Source organism: Streptomyces solicamelliae, from assembly GCF_045348655.1.
GTDB lineage: Bacteria > Actinomycetota > Actinomycetes > Streptomycetales > Streptomycetaceae > Streptomyces > Streptomyces solicamelliae.
In genome coordinates this window covers 4,660,916-4,686,774 of record NZ_CP160404.1, presented here as the reverse complement: position 1 = coordinate 4,686,774, position 25,859 = coordinate 4,660,916, and the positions used below count along the sequence as shown (strand labels likewise).

At 69.4% G+C, this 25,859-nt stretch carries 26 protein-coding genes; 6 read left to right on the top strand and 20 right to left on the bottom strand.

The features are described from left to right. Nucleotides 1-3 precede the first annotated feature (3 nt). The 3 genes from ABZO31_RS21940 (at nucleotide 4) to ABZO31_RS21930 (ending at nucleotide 1,921) form a co-directional block, all read left to right on the top strand. Nucleotides 4-1,086, top strand: a complete 1,083-nt coding sequence (locus ABZO31_RS21940) for a Na/Pi symporter (protein ID WP_406865429.1) — start codon at nucleotides 4-6, stop codon at nucleotides 1,084-1,086. A gap of 63 nt (nucleotides 1,087-1,149) precedes the next feature. After that, nucleotides 1,150-1,305, top strand: coding sequence for a hypothetical protein (locus tag ABZO31_RS21935; protein ID WP_406865574.1), 156 nt, complete (start codon nucleotides 1,150-1,152; stop codon nucleotides 1,303-1,305). Between the two features lie 451 nt (nucleotides 1,306-1,756). Then, complete coding sequence (locus ABZO31_RS21930) at nucleotides 1,757-1,921, top strand: hypothetical protein (protein WP_406862960.1); 165 nt, start codon at nucleotides 1,757-1,759, stop codon at nucleotides 1,919-1,921. On the opposite strand, the gene ABZO31_RS21925 is transcribed toward ABZO31_RS21930, so the two are convergent. The 5 genes from ABZO31_RS21925 to ABZO31_RS21905 form a co-directional block, all read right to left on the bottom strand. Next, nucleotides 1,897-2,166 carry a hypothetical protein gene (locus tag ABZO31_RS21925; protein ID WP_406862959.1) on the bottom strand — a complete coding sequence of 90 codons (270 nt, stop codon included), beginning with the start codon at nucleotides 2,164-2,166 and terminating at the stop codon, nucleotides 1,897-1,899. The genes ABZO31_RS21930 and ABZO31_RS21925 overlap by 25 nt on opposite strands. 130 nt (nucleotides 2,167-2,296) lie before the next feature. Further along, nucleotides 2,297-2,752 carry an SRPBCC family protein gene (locus ABZO31_RS21920; protein WP_406862958.1) on the bottom strand — a complete coding sequence of 152 codons (456 nt, stop codon included), beginning with the start codon at nucleotides 2,750-2,752 and terminating at the stop codon, nucleotides 2,297-2,299. Between the two features lie 85 nt (nucleotides 2,753-2,837). After that, nucleotides 2,838-3,464: a hypothetical protein gene (locus ABZO31_RS21915; protein ID WP_406862957.1), complete on the bottom strand. Its 627-nt coding sequence runs from the start codon at nucleotides 3,462-3,464 to the stop codon at nucleotides 2,838-2,840. Beyond that, entirely contained in the window at nucleotides 3,461-3,694 is a 234-nt protein-coding gene (locus ABZO31_RS21910) for a DUF397 domain-containing protein (protein ID WP_406862956.1), read from the bottom strand. The genes ABZO31_RS21915 and ABZO31_RS21910 overlap by 4 nt, the downstream gene beginning before the upstream one ends. Beyond that, complete coding sequence (locus ABZO31_RS21905; RefSeq protein WP_406862955.1) at nucleotides 3,666-4,505, bottom strand: helix-turn-helix domain-containing protein; 840 nt, start codon at nucleotides 4,503-4,505, stop codon at nucleotides 3,666-3,668. Before ABZO31_RS21905 ends, ABZO31_RS21910 begins: the two co-directional genes overlap by 29 nt. Before the next feature lie 114 nt (nucleotides 4,506-4,619). Here ABZO31_RS21905 and ABZO31_RS21900 point away from each other — a divergent pair, with 114 nt between their 5' ends. Together ABZO31_RS21900 and ABZO31_RS21895 are read left to right on the top strand one after the other, a co-directional pair. Continuing rightward, nucleotides 4,620-4,832 (top strand): hypothetical protein, encoded by a 213-nt coding sequence (locus tag ABZO31_RS21900; protein ID WP_406862954.1) that lies wholly within the window; start codon nucleotides 4,620-4,622, stop codon nucleotides 4,830-4,832. Between the two features lie 40 nt (nucleotides 4,833-4,872). After that, nucleotides 4,873-5,151, top strand: coding sequence for a hypothetical protein (locus ABZO31_RS21895; RefSeq protein WP_406862953.1), 279 nt, complete (start codon nucleotides 4,873-4,875; stop codon nucleotides 5,149-5,151). 80 nt (nucleotides 5,152-5,231) lie between these two features. Here ABZO31_RS21895 and ABZO31_RS21890 read toward each other — a convergent pair whose 3' ends face one another. The 4 genes from ABZO31_RS21890 to ABZO31_RS21875 all read right to left on the bottom strand — a co-directional run bounded on the left by ABZO31_RS21890 (nucleotide 5,232) and on the right by ABZO31_RS21875 (nucleotide 9,188). Continuing rightward, complete coding sequence (locus ABZO31_RS21890) at nucleotides 5,232-7,439, bottom strand: hypothetical protein (RefSeq protein WP_406862952.1); 2,208 nt, start codon at nucleotides 7,437-7,439, stop codon at nucleotides 5,232-5,234. Nucleotides 7,440-7,636: 197 nt separating this feature from the next. Further along, on the bottom strand, nucleotides 7,637-7,996 hold the full coding sequence (locus tag ABZO31_RS21885; RefSeq protein ID WP_406862951.1) for a DUF6113 family protein: 360 nt from the start codon (nucleotides 7,994-7,996) through the stop codon (nucleotides 7,637-7,639). Further along, complete coding sequence (mshB, locus tag ABZO31_RS21880) at nucleotides 7,993-8,970, bottom strand: N-acetyl-1-D-myo-inositol-2-amino-2-deoxy-alpha-D-glucopyranoside deacetylase (protein ID WP_406862950.1); 978 nt, start codon at nucleotides 8,968-8,970, stop codon at nucleotides 7,993-7,995. Before mshB ends, ABZO31_RS21885 begins: the two co-directional genes overlap by 4 nt. A gap of 23 nt (nucleotides 8,971-8,993) precedes the next feature. Next, the gene (locus ABZO31_RS21875; protein ID WP_406862949.1) at nucleotides 8,994-9,188 is read right to left on the bottom strand and encodes a hypothetical protein; all 195 of its coding nucleotides are present in this window, start codon (nucleotides 9,186-9,188) and stop codon (nucleotides 8,994-8,996) included. Between the two features lie 166 nt (nucleotides 9,189-9,354). On the opposite strand from ABZO31_RS21875, the gene ABZO31_RS21870 reads away from it, so the two are divergent. Next, a complete protein-coding gene (locus ABZO31_RS21870) occupies nucleotides 9,355-11,505 on the top strand; it encodes a S9 family peptidase (protein WP_406862948.1) in 2,151 nt (716 codons plus the stop codon). A gap of 146 nt (nucleotides 11,506-11,651) precedes the next feature. Here ABZO31_RS21870 and ABZO31_RS21865 read toward each other — a convergent pair whose 3' ends face one another. From ABZO31_RS21865 to typA, 11 genes are all read right to left on the bottom strand, one after another. Beyond that, the gene (locus ABZO31_RS21865; RefSeq protein WP_406862947.1) at nucleotides 11,652-12,743 is read right to left on the bottom strand and encodes an ABC transporter ATP-binding protein; all 1,092 of its coding nucleotides are present in this window, start codon (nucleotides 12,741-12,743) and stop codon (nucleotides 11,652-11,654) included. After that, complete coding sequence (locus ABZO31_RS21860; RefSeq protein ID WP_406862946.1) at nucleotides 12,736-13,719, bottom strand: ABC transporter ATP-binding protein; 984 nt, start codon at nucleotides 13,717-13,719, stop codon at nucleotides 12,736-12,738. Before ABZO31_RS21860 ends, ABZO31_RS21865 begins: the two co-directional genes overlap by 8 nt. 6 nt (nucleotides 13,720-13,725) lie before the next feature. Next, entirely contained in the window at nucleotides 13,726-14,712 is a 987-nt protein-coding gene (locus tag ABZO31_RS21855; RefSeq protein WP_406862945.1) for an ABC transporter permease, read from the bottom strand. Beyond that, entirely contained in the window at nucleotides 14,705-15,628 is a 924-nt protein-coding gene (locus ABZO31_RS21850) for an ABC transporter permease (protein WP_406862944.1), read from the bottom strand. Before ABZO31_RS21850 ends, ABZO31_RS21855 begins: the two co-directional genes overlap by 8 nt. 102 nt (nucleotides 15,629-15,730) lie before the next feature. Further along, entirely contained in the window at nucleotides 15,731-17,359 is a 1,629-nt protein-coding gene (locus ABZO31_RS21845; protein WP_406862943.1) for a peptide ABC transporter substrate-binding protein, read from the bottom strand. 151 nt (nucleotides 17,360-17,510) lie between these two features. Continuing rightward, complete coding sequence (locus tag ABZO31_RS21840) at nucleotides 17,511-18,659, bottom strand: ABC transporter ATP-binding protein (RefSeq protein WP_406862942.1); 1,149 nt, start codon at nucleotides 18,657-18,659, stop codon at nucleotides 17,511-17,513. Further along, the gene (locus tag ABZO31_RS21835; RefSeq protein WP_406862941.1) at nucleotides 18,652-19,710 is read right to left on the bottom strand and encodes an ABC transporter ATP-binding protein; all 1,059 of its coding nucleotides are present in this window, start codon (nucleotides 19,708-19,710) and stop codon (nucleotides 18,652-18,654) included. The genes ABZO31_RS21840 and ABZO31_RS21835 overlap by 8 nt, the downstream gene beginning before the upstream one ends. Before the next feature lie 11 nt (nucleotides 19,711-19,721). Continuing rightward, entirely contained in the window at nucleotides 19,722-20,684 is a 963-nt protein-coding gene (locus ABZO31_RS21830) for an ABC transporter permease (protein WP_406862940.1), read from the bottom strand. After that, nucleotides 20,677-21,606, bottom strand: a complete 930-nt coding sequence (locus tag ABZO31_RS21825; RefSeq protein WP_406862939.1) for an ABC transporter permease — start codon at nucleotides 21,604-21,606, stop codon at nucleotides 20,677-20,679. Before ABZO31_RS21825 ends, ABZO31_RS21830 begins: the two co-directional genes overlap by 8 nt. Before the next feature lie 132 nt (nucleotides 21,607-21,738). Further along, complete coding sequence (locus tag ABZO31_RS21820) at nucleotides 21,739-23,352, bottom strand: peptide ABC transporter substrate-binding protein (RefSeq protein WP_406862938.1); 1,614 nt, start codon at nucleotides 23,350-23,352, stop codon at nucleotides 21,739-21,741. Nucleotides 23,353-23,785: 433 nt separating this feature from the next. Beyond that, nucleotides 23,786-25,687: a translational GTPase TypA gene (typA, locus tag ABZO31_RS21815; RefSeq protein WP_406862937.1), complete on the bottom strand. Its 1,902-nt coding sequence runs from the start codon at nucleotides 25,685-25,687 to the stop codon at nucleotides 23,786-23,788. Between the last annotated feature and the right edge of the window lie 172 nt (nucleotides 25,688-25,859).

Below are 25,859 nucleotides of genomic sequence, written 5' to 3'. Positions count from 1 at the left end.
GGGCTGATCTACCTGCTGATCTGCGCCGTGAGCGTCATCAGCCGCGGCTTCGCGGGGCTGGGCACCGAGGCGGCGCACACCATGTTCGCCTTCGCCGCGCACCCGTGGGTGGGGCTGAGCGTCGGCATTCTCGGTACGGTCCTGATCCAGTCGTCGACCACGACGACGGCCATCGCCGTCACCGCCGTGGGGTCGGGCGCGCTGTCCATCGAGGGCGCGATCCCCATCATCCTGGGCGCGAACGTCGGCACCACCGTGACGACGAGCCTGGTCGCCCTGACCTTCATCGGCAACCGCACGGAGTTCCGCAGGGCGCTGGGCGCCTCGACCGTCCACGACTTCTACAACTGGCTCGCGCTGCTCATCTTCTTCCCGATCGAACTGGTCTGGCACCCGCTGCAACGCATCAGCGGAACACTCACCGACGCGCTGTACGGCACGGACTGGCTGCCGAACCCGGCCCACTTCAACTTCATCCGGGCAGCCACCAGACCGGTGGAACACGCAGTGATCCAAGCGACCACCCACATCAGCAGCACCTTCGGCCCCCTGTTCACGATCCTGATCGGCGCCGGGCTGATCCTGGTCGCCGTCCGCTACCTGGGCAAGCTGCTCAAGCTGCTCATGGTCGGCAGGGCCCGCGACATCCTGATCAAGGCCGTCGGCCGCAACGCCTACCTCGCGATGGCATCGGGCATGGGGGTCACCGTCGTCACCCAGTCCTCGACGATCACCACATCCGTGCTGGTCCCCTTCGCCGGAACGGGCATCCTGAAACCGGCCCAGGTGTATCCCGTCGTCGTCGGCTCCAACCTGGGCACCACGTTCACGGTGGTCTTCGCGGCCTTCGCCGGCGTAGGACAGGACGCGAAGATCGGCCTGCAGGCAGCCTTCGTCCACCTGATCTACAACGTCTTCGCCATCATCGCGATCTACGTGATCCCCCTCCTCCGCCCCGTCCCCCTCTTCTGCGCCGAGAACCTGGCCCGCGTCGCCTCGGAGCACCGCTGGGTCCTGGCCGTCTACCTGGGCACGGTCTTCATCGCCGCACCCGCCCTGGTCATCGTCCTGGTGGGCGTCCTCTGACCACGACGCCCGGCTTCGGGGGGAGATCCGTCATCCCCGCGCGAAAAGGCGCCTCTCACCGACATGGCCGCGGCCGATCACCGCTCCGCAGTCCACGCGAACAGCGACGCCCCCGCCGAGCAGCTGGCGTCGCGCCGCCTGACCGCACGGCACGGCGACCGGCCCGACAACATCATGGAGGTCGGCATCGAGCCCTTCGACGAGTACGTAGCCACCTGACGCCCCACCCCCAGAGCCGGACGTTTCGGCGCTGCGGAGCGGTAGTCACCTGCCCGTGAGTCACACAGCCCTCACCCCGTCACTCCCCCACCGATCCGGAACGCCGAGAGCACCGAAACGACACCAGCCGGGCATGCGCAGCACCCCACGACGGCCTGGCGGCCGCCGAGACGGCATTGGGCGCCCCACTCAACGACCGCGTGCCCACCCGCCGGCCGCCCACGGCGGCCAGGCACCACCCCAGGGCTACGCGCGGACCCTCACCCCCGGCCGCCCTCCGAGTGTGAAAAGGCCCCTGGAGGTGCCGGGTCAAGGGTGGAGCGCAAGCGGAATCGCGAAGCGACGCGACGATAGGAGCGCCCTTGACCCGGCGCCTCCAGGGGCCACACTCGGAAAGAGGGCGGCCGCACCAGAAGCCCACCAGCGCCTCTGGATGCTGTACCCCCCGCCGGTGCCCCCCCACCCGCACCGCGACGACGAACTCCCCGCCCACAGACAGTTCCTGCGCGAGACGGACTGGGCCTCGCTGGACACCCCGTCCGCACGGCCCACGTCCTGCCGGCAGCGCTGGCGGGCCTGGTGGACGAGCGACTACTCCGACGCCCCACCGTTCTGACTCCACCAGGCGATCACTCGGGCGGCCATCTCCTCCGGCTCCCGGTGCACAGGGTCGAGACCGAAGTGGTCCTCCAGCTCGTGCCGCAGGAACGCGCCGATCGCCGTCTCGTCGGCGCCGCCGCGGAGCCGCTGGAGCAGAGGGGCGAGCATGCAGTCGTACTCGTCCGGCACTTCGTCCGCCACGCCGATCGGATCCCACTCGTTGAGGAGCTGCCTCAGGTCGCCCTCAGCCGATGCCCTCAACCCTCTCCACGCCACGTTCGCAGGGACGTCGTACGCCACTCGCATCACTCTCCGCACCGTTCGAGCCCGCCGTGAGGCCGAACCTAGCGCACGTCCACTTCAGCCCTCAGCCTCAGCCTCGGCCTCAGCCTCAGCCGCGTACGTTCGCCTCCACCGCGGCCTTGATGCGCTGCCCGAACGCCGGGGCGTCCTTGCGGGCCGCGCCCAGCGCCAGGCCCACCAGAAGCCTGCCCAGACCGTGGCCCTCCAGGACGTTGTGGATGCGCACCCGGGTCCCTCCCTCGGGCAGCGGCTCCAGGTCGTAGCCGCCCTCGCTCGCGGTCACCAGGTTCTTCGACACCTCGGCCCACCGCATCGACCTCGGCGGCTCGAAATCGGTCACACGGAACACCCGCGAGGTCTTCATCCCCGCGTCCTTCACAGTGCTCCGGAACACCGTCCCCACCGCCGTCGGCGACTCCGGAGTCCGCTCGATCTCCTGCACCCGCGGGCTGAACTGCGGATCGTTGCGCCCGTCCGCGAGATACGCGAACACCTCGTCGATCGGACGCTCCACGTCGACCGTCGCCTCGAACTGTCCGCTCATGCCACTCCTCGCGCGCCCGGCACTCGCTTCAGGCCGGCTCCTTCCAGAGTGGGAGACCGACCGGCCCCCCGCACCCCGGACGGCGTCAGACGGCCCGCGCCCGCGCCAGCGTCCGCAGCATCGCCGGGAGGTCCCGGGGGTCGCCGTCCCGGCGGCGCTCGCCCAGGCCCTCCAGGAGCTCCGGCGTGACCGCGCCCGCCTCCGCCGCGTCCAGAAGCTCGTCCGCGCGGGCCGGGTCGACGCAGTCGAACATCATCACCCGCGTCTCCCCGCGCTCCACGAAGCGGCTCATCCCGCAGTCCAGGCCGTCGTCGTCCAGGTCGTCCGGGTACGGCGCCCGCGCCCACGCGCCGTTCTCGTACCAGTACACGCAGCCCAGCTCGTTCCCGGCGAGGCGGTCGCGCAGCTCCTCGTACGGGAGCCAGTCCGGGCCTCCCGCGAGCATGTCGATCGGCGTCTCGTGCCACTTCACGCCGCTCGACTCGTCCTCGCCGTACAGCACGTACCGGCCCTCACCGAGCCGTGAGTACGTCCACCAGGTGCATCCGCAGTCGTCGAGGTGCAGCCCCTCGTCGTCGATCCAGACGCCGACGGGGTACCGGTCGGTCTCCTTGGCGCTCGTCGCCTCCAGCGCGGCGATGAGCGCCCAGCGCGCCCAGAGCAGTTCCGCGGGCGGCAGGTCCTCCGGGCGTCCCGGACGCTCGATCGTCATCGCGCCGCGAACCCGCCCTGCTTCACCGCGTCCACGAACGGCGCCCACGCGGTGGCCGCGAAGAGGAGCGCGGGGCCGGTGGGGTTCTTGCTGTCCCGGACGGGGACGCGGGTGGGGCGGGTGGCGTCGCTGACTTCGAGGCAGTCGCCGCTCTCGCCGCCGCTGTACGAAGACTTCCGCCACCCGGACAGCACGGACGCGTCAGGAATGCCGATCGTGACGTGCTGCATGTTCGTACTCCTCCGCGATGGACCTGATCAGAGCCAGGGAGTTGCGATGCGACAGAGTGTCGCCCAGAGCATGATCGTAGGCGACCTGGCACTCCCGCACCATGAAGGGATCCTCCCAGACCCGACCCGTCTTCAGCCCCTCCACGTAAGCGATTGGCGGGAGTTCGGCGAACCACATCAGTGAGACCACGCCCTCCATCAGCGCGTGATAGCCCACCGAGAACGGCAGCACGTGCACCCGTATGCGGCGGCTCTCTCCGATCCTCACGATGTGACGGAGCTGTTCGCACATCACCGCGTGACCACCGACGTGCTGGCGCAGTACGGCCTCGTCCAGAATCGTCCAGACGACCGGAGAGTCGAAATCGTCGAGGATGCGGGCCCGTTCCAACCTTGTGGCAAGGAGCTTGTCACGTGCCTCATCGCTCTTCGGCGACGAGCCCGAGCTGAGCACTTCACGGGCATACGCCTCGGTTTGGAGGATCCCAGGCACCAACTTGGCGGCATACACCCGAATCACCGTCGCCACCCCCTCGAACTCCAGCGCCTCCGCGAAGTGTTCCGCCACCGCCTTGCCGTCCAGCGTCGGCAGGAAGCGTTCGAAGAAGTCGTCGGGGCCCAGCGCCTTGTCCAGCCGTCTCGCGTCTTCGACGCTCGGGCGGCGGCGGCCCGCTTCCATGTGGGCGAGGTGCGTACGCGAGATGATCGTCCGCTCGCTCAGCTGCTCCTGCGTCAGGCCGGCCGCTTCGCGGCGGCGGCGCAGTTCCTCGCCGTACTTCCTGCGGGTTTCCGGGTTGTCTTCGATGGCCATCCCCCACCCCCTCGTGACTTCCGCGATGGCACGCCCAAACCCCTACCGAGCGTAGCCCGACCCCTTCCACTCTGTGAGCAGTTCGACACAGAGAGCGAAAGTGAGGGCTCTTTCATGGAGCAAGGCGACTTCGTCGCGCATACCGGGACGGACGTGTACGGCCCCGGCAAGGTCATCGGCGTCGACGGAGATCGGCGGCGGGTGCGGTTCATGCACTTCGTCGCGACGATCAAGGCCGCCGACCTACGGCAGGCGTCGCAGGCGGAGACCGAGGTCATCGAGCACTGGCTGCGGATGAAGCGGGAGCGGTACGGGGGCACGTGGTGAGCCCGCCGGGACGGCGTCGGCGCGGCAGTACGCTGGCTGTATGGCCAAGACGCACATCTCGATCAGCCTTGATCCTGAGGATGCGGAACTGATCCGGGAAGTGGCCAAGGAGAACGGCCTCCCGGTCTCGGCATTCCTCGCCCTCGCCGGCCGCAAGGAGGCCGCCCGTCTGGAACGGGTGGCGGCGGCCTTCGCCGACCTGGACGCCGCAATCGCCGCGGCCGAGGCCGAGGCGGAGGTCATGCCGTGGCCGTCCGACCCGGAGCCGGCCAAGCCGGAGTCAGTGGAGTCCGTGCGGGACGCCTCGCCGCCGGGCTGAGCCGCGTACGGTGCGCGAAACGGCGACGGCGCCCGTCGTCCCCGACGAGCGCCGTACCGTGCCGTTCCGTGTGACCTGCCTCAGCCGTTGCCGTTCAGGTCGATGGTCTTCGTCCGCTCGGCCTTGGTCTTGCCCAGCAGCGCGTCCTTCATCACAAAGGCCACGTCGTCGGCCGAGACCGGGTGCTTCTTGCCGTCCGCCTTCGTGATCATGATGCCGTCGAAGACGCCGTCCAGAAGTTCGTCGATGGCCTTCTTGTCGTAGACCTCGACCAGGCGGCCGTCGACGGCCTTCATGGACAGGATCTTCGGCAGCGAGCGCGCCGGGCCGAAGTCGATCTTCTTCGGGCCCGCCTTGATCGTGATCAGGCCGGACATCGCCGGCTTGGCGAACTCCTTCATCGCCCGGTCCAGCTCGGCCTGGGTGATCGTGGGCTCGGCGGTGGTGACCGGCAGCTCGACGACCTTCGAATCGCCCGTCTCGACCTGCGCCCGGTAGGCGTCCTTGACCGAGACGACGGAGCGCGCCACGTCCAGGCCCTTGCCGGCCTTGCCCGGCACGGCGACCGCCTTGTTCGGCTGGAAGGTGATCGTGCCCTCCTGCACGGAACCCGAGGTTCCCGCGATGTCCGCGAGCGCGACGGCCAGCTTCTCCTCGTCGACCGGGATGACCGGGTCGGCCTCGCGGGCGCTGCCGAAGAGCGAGCCGATGACGGAGACCGGGTTGTAGTCGGTGCCCGCCGCGTTGCGGACGGTGGCCTGGCTGTCCAGGGTCAGTCCGGCCTTGTCCGGGGCGAGCTCCTGCTTGCGGCCGTCGACGGCCAGCTGCAGCGGCTTCACGGCGCGCGCGCCGAAGGACGCGTCGAGCTTGCCGACGGCCTCCTCCTTCGTGCCACCGCCGATGTCCACGCCGAGGACCGTGGTGCCCTTCGGCACCTCGGAGTGGTTGAGCAGCAGGCCCGCGCCGTACGCGACGCCCGCGAGGCCGACGATGCCGAAGGCGGCCATCGCGAGCTTGGAGCGGCCCTTCTTCGCGGGGGCCTGCGCGGTGGACGCCGGCCTGGCGGCACGGGGCGCGGGGGCGGGAGCCGGAGCGGTACCGGAAGCCGGGGACGCGGCGCCCGGGAAGTCCGGGGCGGAGAACTGCATCGGCTCCGGGCCGTCGAGGCGCGGGGCCAACGGGTTCGGGCCGCGGCTCTCCGGGGTGATGACGGGGATCCCGCTGGTCAGGGTGTCGCCGGAGACGTGGCTGCTGCCGGGGGGCGGCGGGGTGTCGTCGGTGATCGGGGCCAGTTGGAAGGTGTCGTCGGCCATGCGCGGCGCGGGCGCGCCGCCGCCCAGGTTGGCGGTGCCGGTGACCGGGCCGGTGGTGGGGCCGGTCGGTCCGGTGACGCCCGGCGGGCGCAGGCCGAGGGACGGGGTGGGGCGATCGGACGGGCCGGACGCGCCGGGCCCCGGGGCGAACGGGTCGCCGAGGCCGGCCGAGGCCGCGCCGTCGGCGGGAGCGAACGGGTCCCTGGGAGCGAACGGGTCCGCGGGGGCGAAGGGGTCGGTGCCGGGGGCACCCGGAGCGCCGAGGCCCTCGGGGCCCGGCTTGCCGGAGCGTCCGGGGCGGGTCGGGAGGCCGCCGCGGCCGGGAGCGTCGGGCGCTCCGGGAGCGTCGGGGCGCCTCGTACCGGCGGGAGCGCCGGTCGTCGCGCCGAGGCCGCCGGCGACACCGCCGGGGACGCCGGGCGCGGCCTGACCGCCGGGCTCGGAGCCGTACGCAGGGCCGCCCTGTCCGCCCTGTCCGCCCTGTCCGCCCGGGCCACCCTGACCGCCGGGCTTGGCGCCGCCCGCGTCGCCGGCGTCCTTCTTGCGGGGCGCGAACCAGTCGCTCGTCGGCTTCTTCTCCTCGCGGGCCGGCGGCTCGGTGGCCTCCGGCTCGGCGGGGGGTGCCACGGCAGCGGCGGGCTCCTGGGCGGGGGCGGCGGACCTCTTGTCCTTCTCCGCCTCGGAGACCGGCTTGCGCACGACCACGGGCGGGATCGGCCGCGAACCCGGGATGTTGATCCGGATGCGCGTCGTCAGCGTGGTCTCGGTCTTCGGCTCCTCCGGCTGCTGCGACCGGTTCGCGCCGTCACCGGCGGCGTCGGCGGCGCTGTCGGCCGGAGCGTCCTGCGTGGGGTGGAGCGACGGATACTGGCGGGATCCGTACGGCGGCGTCCCCGAGGGGTACGCGGCTCCCCCACGCCCCTGAGCGGCGCCGGAGGACGAACTGTCGGTCTCTCGACCAGTTTCACGACTCAAAGCAGGCTCTCCCGGTTGGCTCCGCCGCCCGCTCTTGCTGGTGCACCTGTGCCCGGGCGGCTCGGCGGCGCGCACCACCATACTGAACCCGGCCGACACGTACCCGACGGCCGGGTGGACGGGAACGGGCAATCCGGCCGAAGTCCGGGCAGGTCATACGTGAAGGCCCGGGCAGGTCATGTGTGGAGTCGGCGAGTTCAGGGCGTCGGTCGGGGAACCTTCGCCGTCGTGGCGCAGATCACAGCGAGGGCCATGCCGCCCAGCAGGAAGACCCCCTCGCCCAGGTCGCCGGCGAACGCACCGTCACCTTCCGGGCGTCCGACCGCCAGCAGCACGATCGACACGAGCCAGCCCACGGCCGAGGCGGCGATGGCGAGCTGACTGCCGGTCGCGCGCACCCCGCCGTAGAACATCGCGGCGGTCGCGAGGAGCGCGAGGAACAACCCGGCCGGGAGCCAGGCGGCTTGGATCAGCACCCCGGCGGTGCCGACGACGAAGCCGAGCACGGCGAGGCCGAGGTACGCGGCGACCTGCCCGGCGGTCCTCAAGGGGCTCACCTCTCCGCCCCCTGTACATCCTCTACATCCTCTCCGCCCTCCACACCCGCCACGCCCTGCACACCTTCCACGCCCGCCACACCCGCCACGCCCGCGAACAGGTCCGTCTCCCGCTCCCCCGCCGACGCGCCGGACCGGCCGCGCACCAACTCGTAGTACTCGGTGGTGAACAGGGGCTGCCCGAGGTTGTTGGAGAGCGCGAAGTACGGGCCTTCGACGGCGATTTGCGTGGCATGGGCCCGCATGGCCGCCGCCTTCCGCTCCGCGTACCCGGCACCGTCGATCACCGTCGTGATCAGCGCCTCGTCCACCACACCGGGGATGTCGTCCACCTCGGCGATCCCGGGAAAGCCCGGGAAACCGGGGTCCTCGGCCCGCAGCCGGCCGAAGGCGGCCTCGGCGACCGGGCGCGGGACGCGGTTCCAGTAGATCTTGGCGATCTCGTGGGCGGGCCCGAGGTCGGGCCGGTACGCGGGGTCCGCGGCCAGCTCGGCGGCGCGCATGGCGACGCGGTGGGTCTGGATGTGGTCGGGGTGGCCGTAGCCGCCGTCGGGGTCGTAGGTGACGAGGACCTGCGGGCGGACCGAGCGGACGATCTCGACCAGGTGCACAGCCGCGTCGTCGACGTCCGTGTTCCAGAACGCGCCGGGGCGGTGGTTCTGCTCGACGCCCATCATCCCGGAGTCGCGGTACCGGCCGGGTCCGCCGAGGAAGCGGTGGTCGGCGACACCGAGTTCCTTCATCGCGGCGGCGAGTTCACCGACGCGGTGGTCGCCGAGCCGGTCCTCGCGGTCGGGTGCCAGGTGCGCGAGCTCGGGCGGGATGACCTCGCCCTCCTCGCCGAGGGTGCAGGTCACCAGGGTCACCCCGGCGCCCTCCGCCGCGTACCTGGCCATGGTGGCGCCGTTGTTGATCGACTCGTCGTCCGGGTGCGCGTGCACCAGGAGCAGACGACGGCCCGGGAGATCCGTCATGCCCCCACCCTACGAGAGGGCCCTCAGAACTTGATGCCGCCGATCATGCTGGCCACGTTCGTGGTGAAGGTGCTGATCGTCGGGGCGACCGTGGAGCTCGCCAGAAAGAAGCCGAGCAGCATGCAGACCGCCGCATGTCCTCCCTTGAGGCCTGATTTCTTGACCAACAGGAAGACGACGATCGCCAGCAGCAGCACCACCGAGATCGAGAGTGCCACGGCGGTTCACCTCCACACGTCATCGGAGCAATCGGTACGGCCATCGGTACCGCCATCGGTACGACCGTCGGTACGGAACACACTGCAACCGATCATAACTATGTGTGGCCATGCATCCTTCGGTGTACGGGGGCACAGGGGGCGCACGCACCGCTAGGTTCGGCCCATGACCACGAACGAGCCCTCCACGCTTGATGCTGCCGCCCCGCTGTCGTTCCCCCGCCAGTACGCCCGGACTCAGCGGTTCACCCTGGGCGCTCCGCGCGGCTTCACCGTGTCCCCCGACGGCGAGCGGGTGGTGTTCCTGAGATCGTCGTCCGGCACGCACCGGGAGCAGCTTCTGTGGGTCCTGGACCTGGCGGCCGGCACGGCGACCCGGGAGCGGGTGGCGGCGGACCCGTCCGAGCTGCTCGGCGGGGCCGCGGAGCGGCTGTCGGCCGAGGAGCGGGCGCGGCGGGAGCGGAGCCGGGAGGGCTCGGCGGGGATCGTGTCGTACGCGGTGGACCAGGCCGTGGAGCTGGCGGCGTTCCCGCTGTCGGGGCGGCTGTTCACGGCGGAGCTGCGGGCCGGGACGGCGCGCGAACTGCGGGTGCCGGGGCCGGTGATCGACCCGCGGCCGTCGCCGGACGGGCGCCTGGTGGCGTACGTGGCGCGGGGGGCGCTGCGGGTGGTCGGCGCGGAGGGCGAGGGGGACCGGGCGCTGGCGGAGCCGGAGGAGGCGGAGTGCACGTACGGGCTCGCGGAGTTCGTGGCGGCCGAGGAGATGGGGCGGGCCCGCGGCTACTGGTGGTCGCCCGAGTCGGACCGGCTGCTGGTGGCACGGGTCGACGAGTCGCCGGTGGCGCGCTGGTGGATCGCGGATCCGGCGCGGCCCGAGGAGGAGCCGCAGCGGGTGGCGTACCCGGCGGCGGGGACGGCGAACGCGGAGGTGCGGCTGTTCCTGATCGGCCTGGACGGGGACCGGCGGGAGGTGCTGTGGGACCGGGCCCGGTACCCGTATCTGGCGCGGGTGCACTGGTCGGCGGACGGGCCGCCGCTGCTGCTCGTGCAGGCGCGTGACCAGCGCCTCGAGGCGTATCTGGCGGTGGACGCGGTGTCCGGGGAGACCCGGACGGTGCATGTGGACGAGGACCCTGTGTGGCTGGACCTGCATCCCGGGACGCCGGCGTGGGACCCGCAGGGGCGGCTGGTGCGGATCGCGGACGAGGGCGGCGCACGGGTCCTGGAGGTCGGGGACCGGGCGCTGACCGGCGGGAGTCTGCAGCTGCGGGCCGTCCTGGACGTGGGGGCGAACGACGTGCTCGTGTCGGCCGCGGCCGGGGCGGAGGCGAAGGAACCGGAGCTCGGTGAGCTCCATGTGTACCGGGTGAACGAACTGGGCGTGGAGCGGGTGTCCGACGGGCCCGGAATTCACTCGGCCGTGCGAGGCGGCGACGTGACGGTGCTGTCCTCCGCGCGGGTGAACGCCCCGGGGAGCGTGACCCGGGTGCTGCGGGACGGGCGGGAGCTCGCGGTGATCGCCTCGTACGCGGAGCAGCCGGTGCTGTCCGCGCGGGTGCGGCTCGTCGAGGGGGGCGCACGGCGAATTCCGTGCGCCGTCCTGCTCCCCACCGGCTACGAGGAAGGTGACGGACTACTCCCCGTGCTCATGGACCCGTACGGCGGGCCGCACGGCCAGCGGGTGGTGGCCGCGCACAACGCGCACGTCACCTCGCAGTGGTTCGCGGACCAGGGGTTCGCGGTCGTGGTGGCGGACGGGCGGGGCGCGCCGGGCCGGTCGCCGGAGTGGGAGAAGGAGATCGCCGGGGATCTGTCGAAGACCCTGGAGGACCAGGTCGAGGCGCTGTACGGGCTGGCCGGGACGTTCCCGCTGGACCTGGAGCGGGTGGCCGTCCGGGGCTGGTCGTACGGCGGGTATCTGGCGGCGATGGCGGTGCTGCGGCGGCCGGACGTGTTCCGCGCGGCGGTCGTCGGCGCCCCGGTGACCGATCTGCGGCTGTACGACACGCACTACACGGAGCGGTACCTGGGCGGGACGCCGCAGGAGCGGCCGGAGGTGTACGAGGCGAACTCGCTGGTGTGGGACGGCGGGCTGGTCGGGGCGGAGAGCCCCGCGCGACCGATGATGATCATCCACGGTCTCGCGGACGACAATGTGGTGGTCGCCCACTCCCTGAAGCTGTCCTCCGCGCTGCTCGCGGCGGGACGGCCCCATGAGGTGCTGCCGCTGACGGGGGTCACGCACATGACCCCGCAGGAGCAGATCGCGGAGAACCTGCTGCTGCTCCAGGTGGACTTCCTCAAGCGGTCCCTGTGAACAGGGAGCGGTCCCTGTGACCCGGTGAAAGACGGCCGGCCGGAGCGACATCGCGCTCCGGCCGGCCTACGGCACCCGCACGGCCGTACGCTGAGCAGCCTGCCCGATCCGTATATCGGAGCCGGGTCACGGGAGTTGCCGACGCGTTACGTCCCTCCGCCGCCCCAAGTCCCGCCCTCCGTACCGTCCCCCGTCTCGCCCTCCGTCTCGCCCTCCGCCGGCACCACGTGCTTCTCCTCCGCGAAGTGGCAGGCCGAGTCGTGCTTGGCCGGGCTGTCCGTCAGCCGGAAGACGGCCGGCACCGCCAGCTCCGGGACCTCCAGCTCGCAGCGCTCCTGGGCCTTCCAGCAGCGGGTGCGGAAGCGGCAGCCGGAGGGGATGTTGGCCGGGGAGGGCACGTCGCCGGTCAGGATGATCCGCTCGCGGTGCTCGCGGGCCTCCGGGTCCGGGACGGGAACCGCCGAGAGCAGGGCCTGGGTGTAGGGGTGCGTGGGGTGGTCGTAGATCTGGGTGCCCGTGCCGATCTCCACGATCCGGCCGAGGTACATCACCCCGACCCGGTCGGAGATGTGCCGGACGATCGACAGGTCGTGGGCGATGAACACGTACGACAGCTTGAACTCGTTCTGGAGCTGCTCCAGCAGGTTGACCACCTGCGCCTGCACGGAGACGTCGAGCGCGGAGACCGGCTCGTCGGCGACGATGACCTCCGGCTTCAGCGCGAGCCCGCGGGCGATGCCGATGCGCTGGCGCTGGCCGCCGGAGAACTGGTGCGGATAGCGGTTGACGTACTCGGGGTTGAGGCCGACCACGTCGAGCAGTTCCTGCACCTTGCGCCGGCGGTCGCCCTTGGGGGCGACCTCGGGGTGGATGTCGAAGGGCTCGCCGATGATGTCGCCGACGGTCATGCGCGGGTTCAGGGAGGTGTACGGGTCCTGGAACACCATCTGGATGTTGCGGCGCACGGACCGGAGGGCCCGCTGGGAGAGGGTGGTGATGTCCTCGCCCTTGTACAGGATCGAGCCTGACGTCGGCCGCTCCAGGTTGACCAGCATCTTCGCCACGGTCGACTTGCCGCAGCCGGACTCGCCGACGATGCCGAGGGTCTCGCCCTCGTGCAGGTCGAAGTCGACGCCGTCGACCGCGCGGACCGCGCCGACCTGCTTCTTGAAGAGGACGCCCCGGGTGAGCGGATAGTGCTTGTACAGGTCGCGGACCTGAAGAATCGCCTCAGCCATGCAGGCACTCCTTCCAGAAGTGGCAGGCGCTGGTGCGCGGCACGGGTGACTCGGTCACCTCGTACAGCGGCGGCTCGTCGGTCCGGCAGATGTCCTGGGCGAGCGGGCAGCGGGGGTTGAAGGCGCAGCCCGGGGGGATGGCCAGCAGGTTGGGCGGCAGGCCCTTGATCGCGTACAGCTCCCGGCCCTTCTGGTCGAGGCGCGGGATCGATTCGAGGAGCCCCTTGGTGTAGGGGTGGGCGGGTGCCTTGTAGATCTCGTGGACGGGGGCCTGTTCGACGATCCGGCCGGCGTACATGACGGCGATCTTGTCGGCCACGTCGGCGACCACGCCGAGGTCGTGGGTGATGAGGATGAGCCCCATGTTGTACTCGCGCTGGAGCTCGGCCAGCAGGTCCATCACCTGGGCCTGCACGGTGACGTCGAGGGCGGTGGTCGGCTCGTCCGCGATGATCAGCTCGGGTTCGAGGGCCAGCGCCATGGCGATCATGATGCGCTGGCGCATGCCGCCGGAGAACTGGTGCGGGTACTGTCCGACGCGTTCCTTGGCGGCGGGGATGCGGACCCGGTCCATCAGCTCGACTGCCTTGTCCTTGGCGTCCTTGCGGGACATGCCGCGGTGCACCCGGAACATCTCGCCGAGCTGGTCGCCGACGGTGAGGACGGGGTTGAGCGAGGAGAGCGCGTCCTGGAAGATCATCGCCATCTTGGCGCCGCGGATCTTCCGCCGCTCGTCCTCCTTGAGGGTGAGCAGGTCCTGCCCCTGGAAGACGATCTCGCCGCCGGCGATCTTTCCGGGCGGGATGTCGAGGATGCCCATGATGGCCTGGGCGGTGACGGACTTGCCGGAGCCGGACTCGCCGAGCACGGCGAGCGTCTCGCCGGCGTCCACCGAGTAGTTGACGCCGTTGACGGCCTTGGCCACGCCGTCGCGGGTGTGGAACTCCACGTGCAGGTCGCGCACTTCGAGCAGCATGGACGGCTACCTCAGCTTCGGGTCGAGGGCGTCGCGCACCGCGTCGCCGAGCATGATGAACGCGAGCACGGTGATCGCCAGCGCGCCGGCCGGCCAGAGCAGCATGTGCGGGGCGTTGCGGATGTACTGCGAGGCCGAGGAGATGTCGATGCCCCAGGAGACCGACGGCGGCTTCAGCCCGACGCCGAGGTACGACAGGGTCGCCTCCAGGGCGATGTACGTGCCGAGTGCGATGGTGGCGACGACGATCACCGGGGCGACGGCGTTGGGCGTGATGTGCCGCAGCAGCATCCGGGAGTTGGAGGCGCCGAGCGCCCGGGCGGCCTGGACGTAGTCGTTCTGTTTGGCGGTGATGACCGAGCCGCGGGCGATCCGGGAGATCTGCGGCCAGCCGAGCAGCACCATGAAGCCGATGACCGGCCAGACGGTGTTGCTGGTGACCACGGACAGCAGGACGAGGCCGCCGAGGACGACGGGGATGGCGAAGAAGACGTCGGTGAGGCGGGAGAGCACCGAGTCCCATCCGCCGCCGAAGAAGCCGGCCAGGCCGCCGAGGACGCTGCCGAGGATCGCCACGCCGAGGGTGGCGAGGACGCCGACGGCGACGGAGGTCCGCGCGCCGTAGACGGTGCGGGTGTAGACGTCGCAGCCCTGGCCGTTGAAGCCGAAGGGGTGGCCGGGCTGGGAGCCCTCCTGGGCCCTGGAGAGGTCGCAGTCGAGGGGGTCGCCGGAGGCGATCAGGGACGGCCAGATCGAGATGATCACGAGGAAGAGGATGATCAGCCCGGAGATGATGAAGACCGGGTTGCGGCGCAGGTCCCGCCAGGCGTCGGACCACAGGGAGCGGGGTTTCTTGTCGGGGCCGCCGTTCCCGGTCTCGCCCAGGTTCTTCTCCAGGCTCTCGCCCTCGTCCATCGCGAAGTCCGTCGCACCCCCGGCACCGGTGTGGTCGATCGCGCGGCCGTCGTCGAACGGCTCGGGCTGCTCAGGCATAGCGGATCCTCGGGTCGAGTACGGCGTACAGGAGGTCGACGAGCAGGTTGGCCAGCAGGAACACCAGGACCAGGACGGTCACGAAGCCGACGACGGTCTGCGTGCTCTGGCGGACGATGCCCTGGTAGAGCTGGTAGCCGACGCCGTGGATGTTGAAGATCCGCTCGGTGACGATCGCGCCGCCCATGAGCGCGCCGATGTCCGCGCCGATGAAGGTGACCACCGGGATGAGGCTGTTGCGCAGCAGGTGCTTGGTGATCACCCGGCGGCGGGGCAGGCCCTTGGCGACGGCGGTGCGGACGTAGTCGGCGCGCTTGTTCTCGGCGATCGAGGTGCGGGTGAGCCGGGTGACGTACGCCAGCGAGACGGAGGCGAGGACGAGGCCGGGGACGATCAGTTCGTCCAGCGGGGCGTCGCTGGAGACCGCCGGGGAGATCCAGCCCCATTTGACGCCGAGCAGCAGCTGGATCAGCAGGCCGGTGACGAACGTCGGCACGGACAGCACGATCAGGGTCAGCAGCAGCACGCCGGTGTCGACCGGGCGGCCGCGGCGCAGGCCGGTGACCACGCCGAGGGTGATGCCGATGACGATCTCGAAGAAGATCGCCACGAGGGTGAGCCGGATGGTGACCGGGAACGCCTGCCCCATCAGCTCGGTCACCGGCTGGCCGTTGAAGGCGGTGCCGAAGTCGCCGGTGAAGACGTTGCCCATGTAGGTCAGGTATTGCTGCCAGACCGGCTTGTCGAGGCCGAACTCCTTGCGCAGCTGGGCGGCGGTCGCCGGGTCGCAGGCCCGGTCGCCGCAGAGGCCGGCGATGGGGTCGCCCATCACGTTCACCATCAGGAAGATCAGCAGCGTGGCGCCGAAGAAGACCGGAATCATCTGCAGCAGACGCCGGATCACATATCGACCCATGAGGGGCTCCGGGGGTCCGGGGGTGGGTGCGGGGAAGACACCCGGCCCGGCGCGGGAGTGCCGTCGCCGGGCCGGGAGCGGCCGACCTGCGTCAGCAGCCGGTCAGTTGACCGTGATCTGTTCGTAGACGGGCACGCTGAACGGGTTCAGCGTCACGTCGGAGATGCGCTCCGAGTAGCCGGCGCTGCCGTTCTGGTACCAGAGCGGGATGGCGCCCATGTCGTCCCGCAGCACTTCCTCGGCCTGCTGGAAGGTCTTGACGGCCGTCGCCGTGTCGGCTTCGGCGTTGGCCTTGTCCACCAGGTCGTCGAACTCCTGGTTGGTCCACTTGCCGTCGTTGGACGAGGCGCCGGTGTAGTACAGCGGCTGGAGGAAGTTCTGGATCAGCGGGTAGTCCATCTGCCAGCCGGCCCGGAACGGCCCCGGCATCTTGGACTGGGTGATCTGGTTGCGGAAGTCGGCGAAGGTGCCGATGGGGTTGCCGACGCAGGCGCTGGTGTTGCCGAGGGCCCGGTTGATGGAGTTGCAGACCGCGTCCACCCACTCCTTGTGGGAGCCGGTGTCTGCGTTGTACGAGATCTTCATCGTGCCGCCGGGGATGCCGCCGCCCTCGGCGACCAGCTTCTTCGCCTCGGCGGCGTTGTACTTGCAGGCGTCGCCGCAGAGGGTCTCGCTGAAGCCGCCGGCCTCGCCGAGCACCGGGGAGGTCCAGTCGGTGGCGGGGGTGCGGGTGTTCTGGAAGATCGTCTGGGTGATCTGGTCGCGGTCGATCGCCATCGACAGGCCGGTGCGCAGCTTCTCCTGGCCCGGCTTGTTCCAGGCCGGGTCGTAGAACGGGAAGGCGAGGGTCTGGATGATGCCGGCGGGCTGGTTGATGTACCGGTCGCCGAGGTCGGCCTCGACGTTCTTCAGCTGGGAGGCGGGCACGTCGTCGACGAGGTCGAGGTTGCCGGCGACCAGGTCGGTGTAGGCGGTGTTGTTGTCGGTGTACACCTTGAGGGTGACGCCGCCGTTCTGCGCCTTGTCCTCGCCCGGGTAGCCGTCCCACTTCACCAGCTCCATCTGGGAGCCCTTGGCGTACGACTGGATGGTGTACGGGCCGTTGCCGATCGGCTTGGCGACCCAGGCGTCGTGGTCGGTGAAGAAGGCCTGCGGCAGCGGCGAGAAGGCCGCGTAGCCGAGGGTGTCGGGCCAGGTGGAGAACTTCTGGGTCAGCTTGACCGTGAAGACCTTGTCGTTGACCAGCTTCAGGCCGGACATCGTCTGGGCCGTCGGCTCGCCGGACTCGGGGTGGACCTGGGCGTAGCCCTCGATCTGGCCGAAGAAGAACGCGTTGCGCTGATTGTTCTTCAGGTTCGCGCCGTAGTTCCAGGCGTCCACGAAGGACTTGGCGGTCACCTTCTCTCCGTTGGAGAAGGTCCAGCCGTCCTTGACGGTGATGGTGAAGTTGGTCGAGTCGGTGGTCTCGATCTTCTCGGCGAGGAGGTTCTCGGCCGCGCCGGACTTCGGGTCGTACTGCTTGAGCCCGCGGAAGATCATGGCGAGCACCTTGCCGCCCTGCACCTCGTTGGTGTTGGCCGGCTCCAGCGGGTTCTGCGGGTCACCCCAGGACGCGCTGACGATCCCCTCGGCACCTCCGCCGCCACCGCCGTCCCCTCCGCCGCAGCCGGTCCCGGCCAGGGCGACGGCCGTGGCCACTGCGGCCCACTTGGCGAGCGTGGCTCCGCGCATGGAGTGCCTCCTGAGTGTGCTGATGCTCATGTAGGCCCCAATATCACCCCATATCCATCGCTATGCACGTTCACCGCGCCCGGACGCGGGAGGGCCCCGGCACCCACTCGGGTGCCGGGGCCCTCAAGCCGCCGGTGGCGTCGTCCGCGGGTCAGCCCGCGTGCACGACGTCCTTCTCCTCGGCGAAGTGGCACGCGGACTCGTGCGCGGCCGGGGTGTCCTGGCCCTGGTAGCGCTCCGGGACCGCGAGCAGCGGAACCTCGGTGGAGCACTTGTCCTGCACCTTCCAGCAACGGGTGCGGAAGCGGCAGCCCGACGGCGGGTTGGCCGGCGAGGGGACGTCACCGGTGAGGATGATCCGCTCGCGGTTCTCGCGGGCCTCCGGGTCCGGGACCGGGACCGCCGACAGCAGCGCCTGGGTGTAGGGGTGCGTGGGGTGGTCGTAGATCTGCCGGTCCGTACCGATCTCGGCCATCTTGCCGAGGTACATCACGCCGACCCGGTCCGAGATGTGCCGGACGATCGACAGGTCGTGCGCGATGAAGACGTAGGAGAGGTTGAACTCGTCCTGCAGCTTCTCCATCAGGTTGACGACCTGCGCCTGCACCGACACGTCGAGCGCGGAGACCGGCTCGTCGCAGATGATGATCTCCGGGTTGAGCGCGAGGCCGCGGGCGATGCCGATGCGCTGGCGCTGACCGCCGGAGAACTGGTGCGGGTACCGGTTGATGTACTCCGGGTTCAGACCGACGACGTCGAGCAGCTCCTGCACGCGACGGCGGCGGTCGCCCTTCGGGGCCACCTCGGGGTGGATCTCGAAGGTCTCGCCGATGATGTCGCCGACCGTCATACGCGGGTTCAGCGAGGTGTACGGGTCCTGGAACACCATCTGGATGTTGCGGCGGACGGCCTTCAGCGCGCGGCCGGACAGCTTGGTGATGTCCTGGCCCTTGTAGAAGACCTCGCCCGCGGTCGCCTTCTCCAGGCTCATCAGGAGCTTGGCGACGGTGGACTTGCCACAGCCGGACTCGCCCACGATGCCCAGGGTCTCGCCCTGGTACAGGTCGAAGGAGACCCCGTCGACGGCCTTGACCGCGCCGACCTGCTTCTTGAAGAGGATGCCCTGGGTCAGCGGGAAGTGCTTGACCAGGTTGCGCACCTGGAGGATCGGCTCCCCACGGCCGACCGGCGCCTCGAGGGCGGCCACGGCCTCCGCCTCGCTGTGCGCGTCGACCTCGTGCACCTCGGTGACGTTCGGAGTCTCGTCCGTGGCCTCGTCGTTCTTGCTGAGCTCAGCCATGGATCGTCTCCTTCCAGAAGTGGCACGCGCTTCCGCGGCCGGGCAGCTCGGTGCCGTCCTGCTCGGTCACCGGGTGCAGTGCCGGGATCTCCGTACGGCAGATGTCGTCCGCCTTCGGGCAGCGCGGGTTGAACGCACAACCGGTCGGGATGCGCGTCAGGTTGGGCGGCAGACCCTTGATCGCGTACAGCTCCTGGCCCTTCTGGTCCAGGCGCGGGATCGAGTCGAGGAGGCCACGGGTGTACGGGTGCGCCGGGCGCTTGTACAGCTCGTGCACGGGCGCCTGCTCGACGATCCGGCCGGCGTACATGACCGCGATCTTGTCCGCGACGTCGGCGACCACGCCGAGGTCGTGGGTGATCAGGATCAGACCCATGTTGTATTCCTGCTGGAGCTCCGCGAGGAGGTCCATGACCTGGGCCTGCACGGTCACGTCGAGCGCGGTGGTCGGCTCGTCCGCGATGATCAGGTCCGGCTCCAGGGCCAGCGCCATGGCGATCATGATGCGCTGGCGCATGCCGCCGGAGAACTGGTGGGGGTAGTCCGAGACCCGGGCCGCGGCGGCCGGGATCTTGACCTTGTCCATCAGCTCGATGGCCTTGGCCTTGGCCTCCTTCTTGGAGAGGCCCTGGTGCACGCGGAACATCTCGCCGAGCTGGTAGCCGACGGAGAGCACCGGGTTGAGGGACGACAGCGCGTCCTGGAAGATCATCGCGATCTTCCGGCCCCGGATCCGGCGGCGCTCCTCGGCGGACATCTTGAGCATGTCCTCGCCGCGGAAGAAGATCTCACCCTTGGGGATCCTGCCGGGCGGCATGTCGAGGATGCCCATGATGGCCTGGGCGGTGACGGACTTGCCGGAGCCGGACTCGCCGAGCACGGCCAGGGTCTCGCCGGCCTTGACCGAGTAGTTCACACCGTTGACGGCCTTGGCCACGCCGTCGCGGGTGTGGAACTCCACGTGCAGGTCGCGGACTTCGAGGAGCAGGTCGTCGCCGTCGGAGGCGTCGCGCGGGGCGGGTACGCTCGCGGTCCTGTCGATGATGGTCATGTACGCCTCCCTCAGCGCAGCTTGGGGTCGAGGGCGTTGCGCACTGCATCGCCGAACATGAGGAACGAGAGCACCGTGATCGAGACCATGATGGACGGGATGATCAGGACGTACGGCGCGTTCCGGATCTGCTGGAAGCCGTCGGAGACGTCGATGCCCCACGAGACCGTCGGCTCGGCCAGACCGATACCGAGGAAGGACAGCGTGGCCTCGGCGCCGATGTAGCCGCCGAGCGCGATCGTCGCGACGACGATCACGGGCGCGAGGGCGTTCGGCAGGATGTGCTTGATCATGATGCGCGAGGTGGAGGCACCGAGCGCGCGGGCCGCCACCACGTAGTCGGCCTGCTTGACGGTGATCACCGCGCCGCGGGCGACACGGGCGATCTGCGTCCAGCCGAGGAAGGCCAGGGCGAGGATCACGACCCAGACCTCACGCTTCTCGAAGCTGGTCAGGATGACCATCGCGCCGAGGAGGAACGGGATGCCGAAGAAGATGTCGGTGACCCGGGACAGGATGCTGTCGATGAGGCCGCCGTAGTAGCCGGCCAGCATGCCCAGGGTGCCGCCGATGATGGTGACCAGGATGGTGACCGTGACACCGACGGTGATCGACGCCCGGGCGCCGTGGATGACGCGGGCGTAGATGGAGCGGCCCTGGATGTCGTAGCCGAACCAGTCGGCCGCGAAGAAGTGGCCCCAGTTGGGCTGCTGCAGGTAGTGGTTCACCAGGTCGCCGTCGCGCGGCGAGGCCTCGGTGAACACCGTGGGCACGGCGGCCATCACGACGAGCAGCAGGATCAGCACCGACGAGATGAGGAACAGCGGGTTGCGACGCAGGTCGTGCCAGGCGTCGGACCACAGGCTGCGCGCCTTCTCCGGAGCGGGACCCGCCTCGGCCACCTGGACGGCGTCGGACGCGGCCGCGGTGGTGACCACGGAGCCCTCCGCGGTCTCTGCGATCTTCTCAGGCATAACGGATCCTCGGGTCCAGAACCGCGTAAAGCAGGTCGACGAGCAGGCTGGCGATCAGGTAGACGAGCACGATCAGCGTGACGACGCCGACCACGGTCGCGCCCTCACGGTGCTTCAGCGCATCGAAGATGAGGCTGCCGACGCCCTTGATGTTGAAGATGCCCTCGGTGACGACCGCGCCGGCCATCAGCGTGCCGAGGTCGGTGCCGAGGAAGGTGACGACCGGGATCATCGAGTTGCGCAGCAGGTGCACGCTGACGATCCGGCGGCGCGGCAGACCCTTGGCGACGGCCGTGCGGATGTAGTCGGCGCGCAGGTTCTCGGCGATCGACGTGCGGGTCAGCCGGGCGACGTACGCGAGGGACAGCGCGGCCAGCACCGAGGCGGGCAGCAGCAGTTCGCTCAGGTTCTCGTCGAGCGAGACGTTCGGCTCGACGATGCCGAGCTCGAACGCGAAGAAGTACTGGGACAGTCGGCCCAGGACGAACGAGGGGACCGAGATCAGCAGCAGCGTGAGGATCAGCAGTCCGCGGTCGCGCAGCGTGTCGGGCTTGAGGCCCGCGATCACACCGAGGCTGATGCCGGCGACCACCGTGAAGGTGAACGCGAACAGGGTCAGCTGGATGGTGATCGGGTAAGCGGCCGCGATCACCTCGGAGATCGGGAGCTTGCTGGCGATCTGCGTACCGAAATCACCCTGGAGCAGGTTGCCCAGATAGATCCCGTACTGCACAAGGAGTGGCTTGTCGAGTCCGAGGTCGCTTCTCAGCGCCGCGATCTGCGCCGGGTCCACGTTCTGTTCGCCTGCCAGCGCGCGCACGGGGTCGCCGGGCAGCACGTACATCATCGAGAAGATCAGCAGGGTTGACCCGATGAAGACCGGGATCATCTGGAGCAGTCGTCGTGCGACGTAGCGCCCCATGGGTGCCTCCGTGAGGGGTGAACGACGGTCAGGGGGCCGTCCGTGCCGGACGGCCCCCTGACCTCCGCCGCCGTCGGATGTCCGACGGCGGCGGATTGACGGCCGAGTGGGGGGTTGAGGCCCGCAGGCTGGTTACTTGACGGTGACGCCGGTCAGCTCGAAGTCACCGTGGAAGTCGACCTCGACGTTGTCGACGCCCTTACCGTGGCCGCCGTTGATGCGGTAGTACCAGAGCGGGATGGCCGGCATCTTCTCGAGGATCTTCTTCTCGACCGCCTGGTAGGCCTTGACCGACTCGTCGAGGGAGTTGGCCTTGTCACCGGCCGCCATCAGCGCGTCGACCTCGGGGTCGTTGAAGCGACCGTTGTTGCTCTCCGCCTTGGAGTGGTAGAGCTCCTTCAGGAAGTTGACGTTGACCGGGTAGTCGGCAACCCAACCACCGCGGTACATCGCCTTGACCTGGTTGTTGTCGCGCGCCTCGAGGTCCGTCGGGAAGTCGGGCTTCGGGTCGCCGACGCAGTCGACACCGGTGGCCTTGCGGATGGACTCGCAGACCGCGGTCACCCACTCCTTGTGGCCACCGTCGGTGTTGTACTGGATGAAGAGCTTGTTCTCCGGGACGCCGCCGCCCTCGGTGATGAGCTGCTTCGCCTTGGTCGGGTTGTACGTGAAGACGTCCGTGCCCAGGTCCTGGTTGCCCTTGACCGACGGCGGGGTGAAGCTCTTCGCCGGGGTACGGGTGTTGTTCAGGACGGTCTTGGTGATCGTGTCACGGTCGATCGCCATGGACAGACCCTGGATGACCTTGGGGTCGATGTCCTTGAACGTCTTGCTGTAGAACGCCGGGACGAGCGACTGGATGGCCGCGTACGACTGCTCGATGGCGCCGTTACCCAGGTCCTGCTTGTACTTCGGCAGGTCCGTCGGGCCGACCTGGCGGATCATGTCCAGGTTGCCGGACAGGACGTCCTGGTACGCCGCCTCGACGGTGGCGTAGTTCTTGAACTGGATGCCCTTGTTCTTGGCCTTGTTCGGACCCTTGTAGTCCTCGTAGGCCGCGACCTGGATGAGCTTCTTGTGGGTCCAGGACTCGAACTTGTACGGGCCGTTGCCGATCGGCTTCTGGCCGAACGCCTTCGGGTCGTCGTAGAAGACCTTCGGGAGCGGCGCGAACGTCGCGTAGCCGAGCTTGTAGTTGAAGTACGGGACCTTGTCGGTCAGCGTGATCGTGAAGGTGCTGTCGTCCACGACCTTCAGACCCGACATCTTGTCGGCCTTCGGCTCGCCCTTCTCCGGGTGCACGTCGGCGTAGCCGGCGATGTCGGAGAACCAGAACGCGTTCTGCTGGTTGTTCTTGACGTTGGCGTACCAGTTCCAGGCGTCCACGTAGGACTGCGCGGTGACGGCCTCGCCGTTGTGGAACTTCCAGCCCGACTTCAGCTTGACGGTCCACACCTTGGAGTCCGTGGTCGAGACCGACTCGGCGTTGGTGTAGACGATCTCGCCCTTGGCGTCGAAGTCCAGCAGCTGGGTGAAGACCGACTGGATGACGTAGGAGCCGAGGCTCTCGTTCGTGTCGGCCGGGATCAGCGGCTTCTGCGGCTCGCCGACGTCGATCGAGACGTAGCCCTCGGGCTGGCCCGAGGCGTTCTTCTTGTCCTCACCACTGCCACCGCCACAAGCCGTGGCCGCCAGGGCGACGACGATCGCACCCGCTACCCACTTGGCGCTCTTGGCACCGCGCATGGGTTCCTCCTCATGAGTCCACTTGTCACTACAAGAGGGGTACTCCGAGGACGCCGACACCCCTGACGGCAATCCCTCATGTACCCCGAGTGTGCTCGTGAGTCGGCACTCCCCACAGTGCGTGACCCATTGACCCGAGCTCAATGGAGCCAACTATTAAGTACGTCAGGGCCGTAAACCACACTTAAGTGGTCTCGGTTTGACAACATCAGGATCGGCCATGAGACCGAAATCCGGACAAAGCGAGCACAGACAGACACCCCCGAAACGGACCGTTAACACACGTTCCGGAGAGCGACGGCCGATTACCGGACACCCGGTGCCGCTAATGGATTTGACGAAGGGCCCGGTTCCCCACAGTGTCTGCGGGAAACCGGGCCCTTCGCTGATACACCGTCAACAGACGGTGACTTATGTCACATCGACGCCCGGATCAACCGTTCTTGGCGCGCGAGGCGGCGCGGGCGCGCTCGCGCTGGTCCAGGTTCACCTTGCGGATGCGGACGGCCTCCGGGGTGACCTCGACGCACTCGTCGTCGCGGCAGAACTCCAGGGACTGCTCCAGGGAGAGCTTGCGCGGCGGGACGATCGCCTCGAAGGAATCGGCCGAGGAGGAGCGCATGTTGGTGAGCTTCTTCTCCTTGGTGATGTTCACGTCCATGTCGTCGGAGCGCGAGTTCTCGCCGACGATCATGCCCTCGTACACCTCGGTGCCGGGGTCGGTGAACAGCACGCCGCGCTCCTGCAGGTTGGTCATCGCGAAGGCGGTGACCGAGCCGGCGCGGTCGGCGACCAGCGAACCGTTGTTGCGGGTCTGCAGCGGGCCGAACCACGGCTCGTGGCCCTCGTGGATCGAGTGCGCGATGCCGGTGCCGCGGGTCTGGGTCAGGAACTCCGTACGGAAGCCGATGAGGCCGCGGGACGGGACGACGAACTCCATGCGGACCCAGCCGGAGCCGTGGTTCGACATGTTGTCCATCCGGCCCTTGCGGACGCCCATGAGCTGGGTGACGGCGCCCATGTGCTCCTCGGGCACGTCGATCGTCATGCGCTCGACCGGCTCGTGGACCTTGCCGTCGACGTCCTTGGTGACGACCTGCGGCTTGCCGATGGTCAGCTCGAAGCCCTCACGGCGCATCTGCTCGACCAGGATGGCCAGCGCCAGCTCGCCACGGCCCTGGACCTCCCAGGCGTCCGGACGCTCGGTGTCGAGGACGCGGAGCGAGACGTTACCGATGAGCTCGCGGTCCAGACGGTCCTTGACCTGACGGGCGGTGACCTTGCGGTCCTTGACCGCGGCCTTGGCGTCCGCGCCCTTGCCGGTGCCGCCGCGGCCGACCAGCGGGGAGGTGTTGGTGCCGATGACCATGGAGATGGCCGGCTCGTCCACCGTGATCAGCGGGAGGGCGATCGGGTTCTCCGGGTCGGCCAGCGTCTCGCCGATCATGATGTCCGGGATACCGGCGACGGCGCAGATGTCGCCGGGGCCGGCGACCTCGGCAGGCTTGCGGGTGAGCGCCTCGGTCATCATCAGCTCGGTGATGCGGACGTTCTGGATGGAGCCGTCACGCTTGATCCACGCGACCGTCTGGCCCTTGCGCAGCTCGCCCTGCTCGACACGGAGCAGCGCGATACGGCCGAGGAAGTTGTCGGCGTCGAGGTTGGTGACGTGGGCCTGGAGCGGCGCGTCCTCGTCGAACGTCGGGGCCGGGACGTGCTCCAGGATGGTGGAGAAGAACGGCTCCAGGTTGGTGGAGTCCGCCGGGACGGTGCCGTCCTCCGGCTTGGTCAGCGAGGCGATGCCGTCACGGCCGCAGGCGTAGACGATCGGGAACTCGATCTGGTCCTCGTCCGCGTCCAGGTCCAGGAACAGGTCGTAGGTCTCGTTGACGACCTCGTCGATCCGGGAGTCCGGGCGGTCCGTCTTGTTGATGCAGAGGATGACGGGCATGCGGGCCTGCAGGGCCTTGCGCAGCACGAAGCGGGTCTGCGGGAGCGGACCCTCCGACGCGTCGACCAGCAGGACGACGGCGTCGACCATCGACAGACCGCGCTCGACCTCGCCACCGAAGTCGGCGTGGCCGGGGGTGTCGATGATGTTGATCGTGATCGGGGCCCCGCCGTCCTTGGGGTGATACTTCACCGCCGTGTTCTTGGCGAGGATCGTGATGCCCTTCTCACGCTCCAGGTCGTTCGAGTCCATCATGCGGTCGTCGAGCTGCTGGTGGGCGGCGAAGGCGCCGGCCTGCTTGAGCATGGCGTCGACGATGGTCGTCTTGCCGTGGTCGACGTGGGCGACGATGGCGACATTGCGGATGTCGTTGCGCGTGGGCATGAGTGGCTTGCGCTTCTCTCGGATCGTGGGTCAGGCGTCGGAGAGAGTCTCGGTCCTCGTACGCCCGCCGGGCGGGGACGCGCCACGGCTCCTCCCATGGTACGGGAGGAGCCCAGGGGGGCCATTCGAAGGTCATGCCGAGCGGGGTCTTGCCGAGTGGGGGGTGAGCCCG

Bases quoted from the DNA above. Each gene is read 5' to 3' on its own strand.
- ABZO31_RS21935 (WP_406865574.1), top strand. From the start codon at position 1,150: ATGGCCGCGGCCGATCACCGCTCCGCAGTCCACGCGAACAGCGACGCC.
- ABZO31_RS21920 (WP_406862958.1), bottom strand. From the start codon at position 2,752: ATGAGCGGACAGTTCGAGGCGACGGTCGACGTGGAGCGTCCGATCGAC.
- ABZO31_RS21915 (WP_406862957.1), bottom strand. From the start codon at position 3,464: ATGACGATCGAGCGTCCGGGACGCCCGGAGGACCTGCCGCCCGCGGAA.
- ABZO31_RS21910 (WP_406862956.1), bottom strand. From the start codon at position 3,694: ATGCAGCACGTCACGATCGGCATTCCTGACGCGTCCGTGCTGTCCGGG.
- ABZO31_RS21905 (WP_406862955.1), bottom strand. From the start codon at position 4,505: ATGGCCATCGAAGACAACCCGGAAACCCGCAGGAAGTACGGCGAGGAA.
- ABZO31_RS21900 (WP_406862954.1), top strand. From the start codon at position 4,620: ATGGAGCAAGGCGACTTCGTCGCGCATACCGGGACGGACGTGTACGGC.
- ABZO31_RS21895 (WP_406862953.1), top strand. From the start codon at position 4,873: ATGGCCAAGACGCACATCTCGATCAGCCTTGATCCTGAGGATGCGGAA.
- mshB (WP_406862950.1), bottom strand. From the start codon at position 8,970: ATGACGGATCTCCCGGGCCGTCGTCTGCTCCTGGTGCACGCGCACCCG.
- ABZO31_RS21870 (WP_406862948.1), top strand. From the start codon at position 9,355: ATGACCACGAACGAGCCCTCCACGCTTGATGCTGCCGCCCCGCTGTCG.
- ABZO31_RS21865 (WP_406862947.1), bottom strand. From the start codon at position 12,743: ATGGCTGAGGCGATTCTTCAGGTCCGCGACCTGTACAAGCACTATCCG.
- ABZO31_RS21860 (WP_406862946.1), bottom strand. From the start codon at position 13,719: ATGCTGCTCGAAGTGCGCGACCTGCACGTGGAGTTCCACACCCGCGAC.
- ABZO31_RS21855 (WP_406862945.1), bottom strand. From the start codon at position 14,712: ATGCCTGAGCAGCCCGAGCCGTTCGACGACGGCCGCGCGATCGACCAC.
- ABZO31_RS21850 (WP_406862944.1), bottom strand. From the start codon at position 15,628: ATGGGTCGATATGTGATCCGGCGTCTGCTGCAGATGATTCCGGTCTTC.
- ABZO31_RS21845 (WP_406862943.1), bottom strand. From the start codon at position 17,359: ATGCGCGGAGCCACGCTCGCCAAGTGGGCCGCAGTGGCCACGGCCGTC.
- ABZO31_RS21840 (WP_406862942.1), bottom strand. From the start codon at position 18,659: ATGGCTGAGCTCAGCAAGAACGACGAGGCCACGGACGAGACTCCGAAC.
- ABZO31_RS21835 (WP_406862941.1), bottom strand. From the start codon at position 19,710: ATGACCATCATCGACAGGACCGCGAGCGTACCCGCCCCGCGCGACGCC.
- ABZO31_RS21830 (WP_406862940.1), bottom strand. From the start codon at position 20,684: ATGCCTGAGAAGATCGCAGAGACCGCGGAGGGCTCCGTGGTCACCACC.
- ABZO31_RS21825 (WP_406862939.1), bottom strand. From the start codon at position 21,606: ATGGGGCGCTACGTCGCACGACGACTGCTCCAGATGATCCCGGTCTTC.
- ABZO31_RS21820 (WP_406862938.1), bottom strand. From the start codon at position 23,352: ATGCGCGGTGCCAAGAGCGCCAAGTGGGTAGCGGGTGCGATCGTCGTC.
- typA (WP_406862937.1), bottom strand. From the start codon at position 25,687: ATGCCCACGCGCAACGACATCCGCAATGTCGCCATCGTCGCCCACGTC.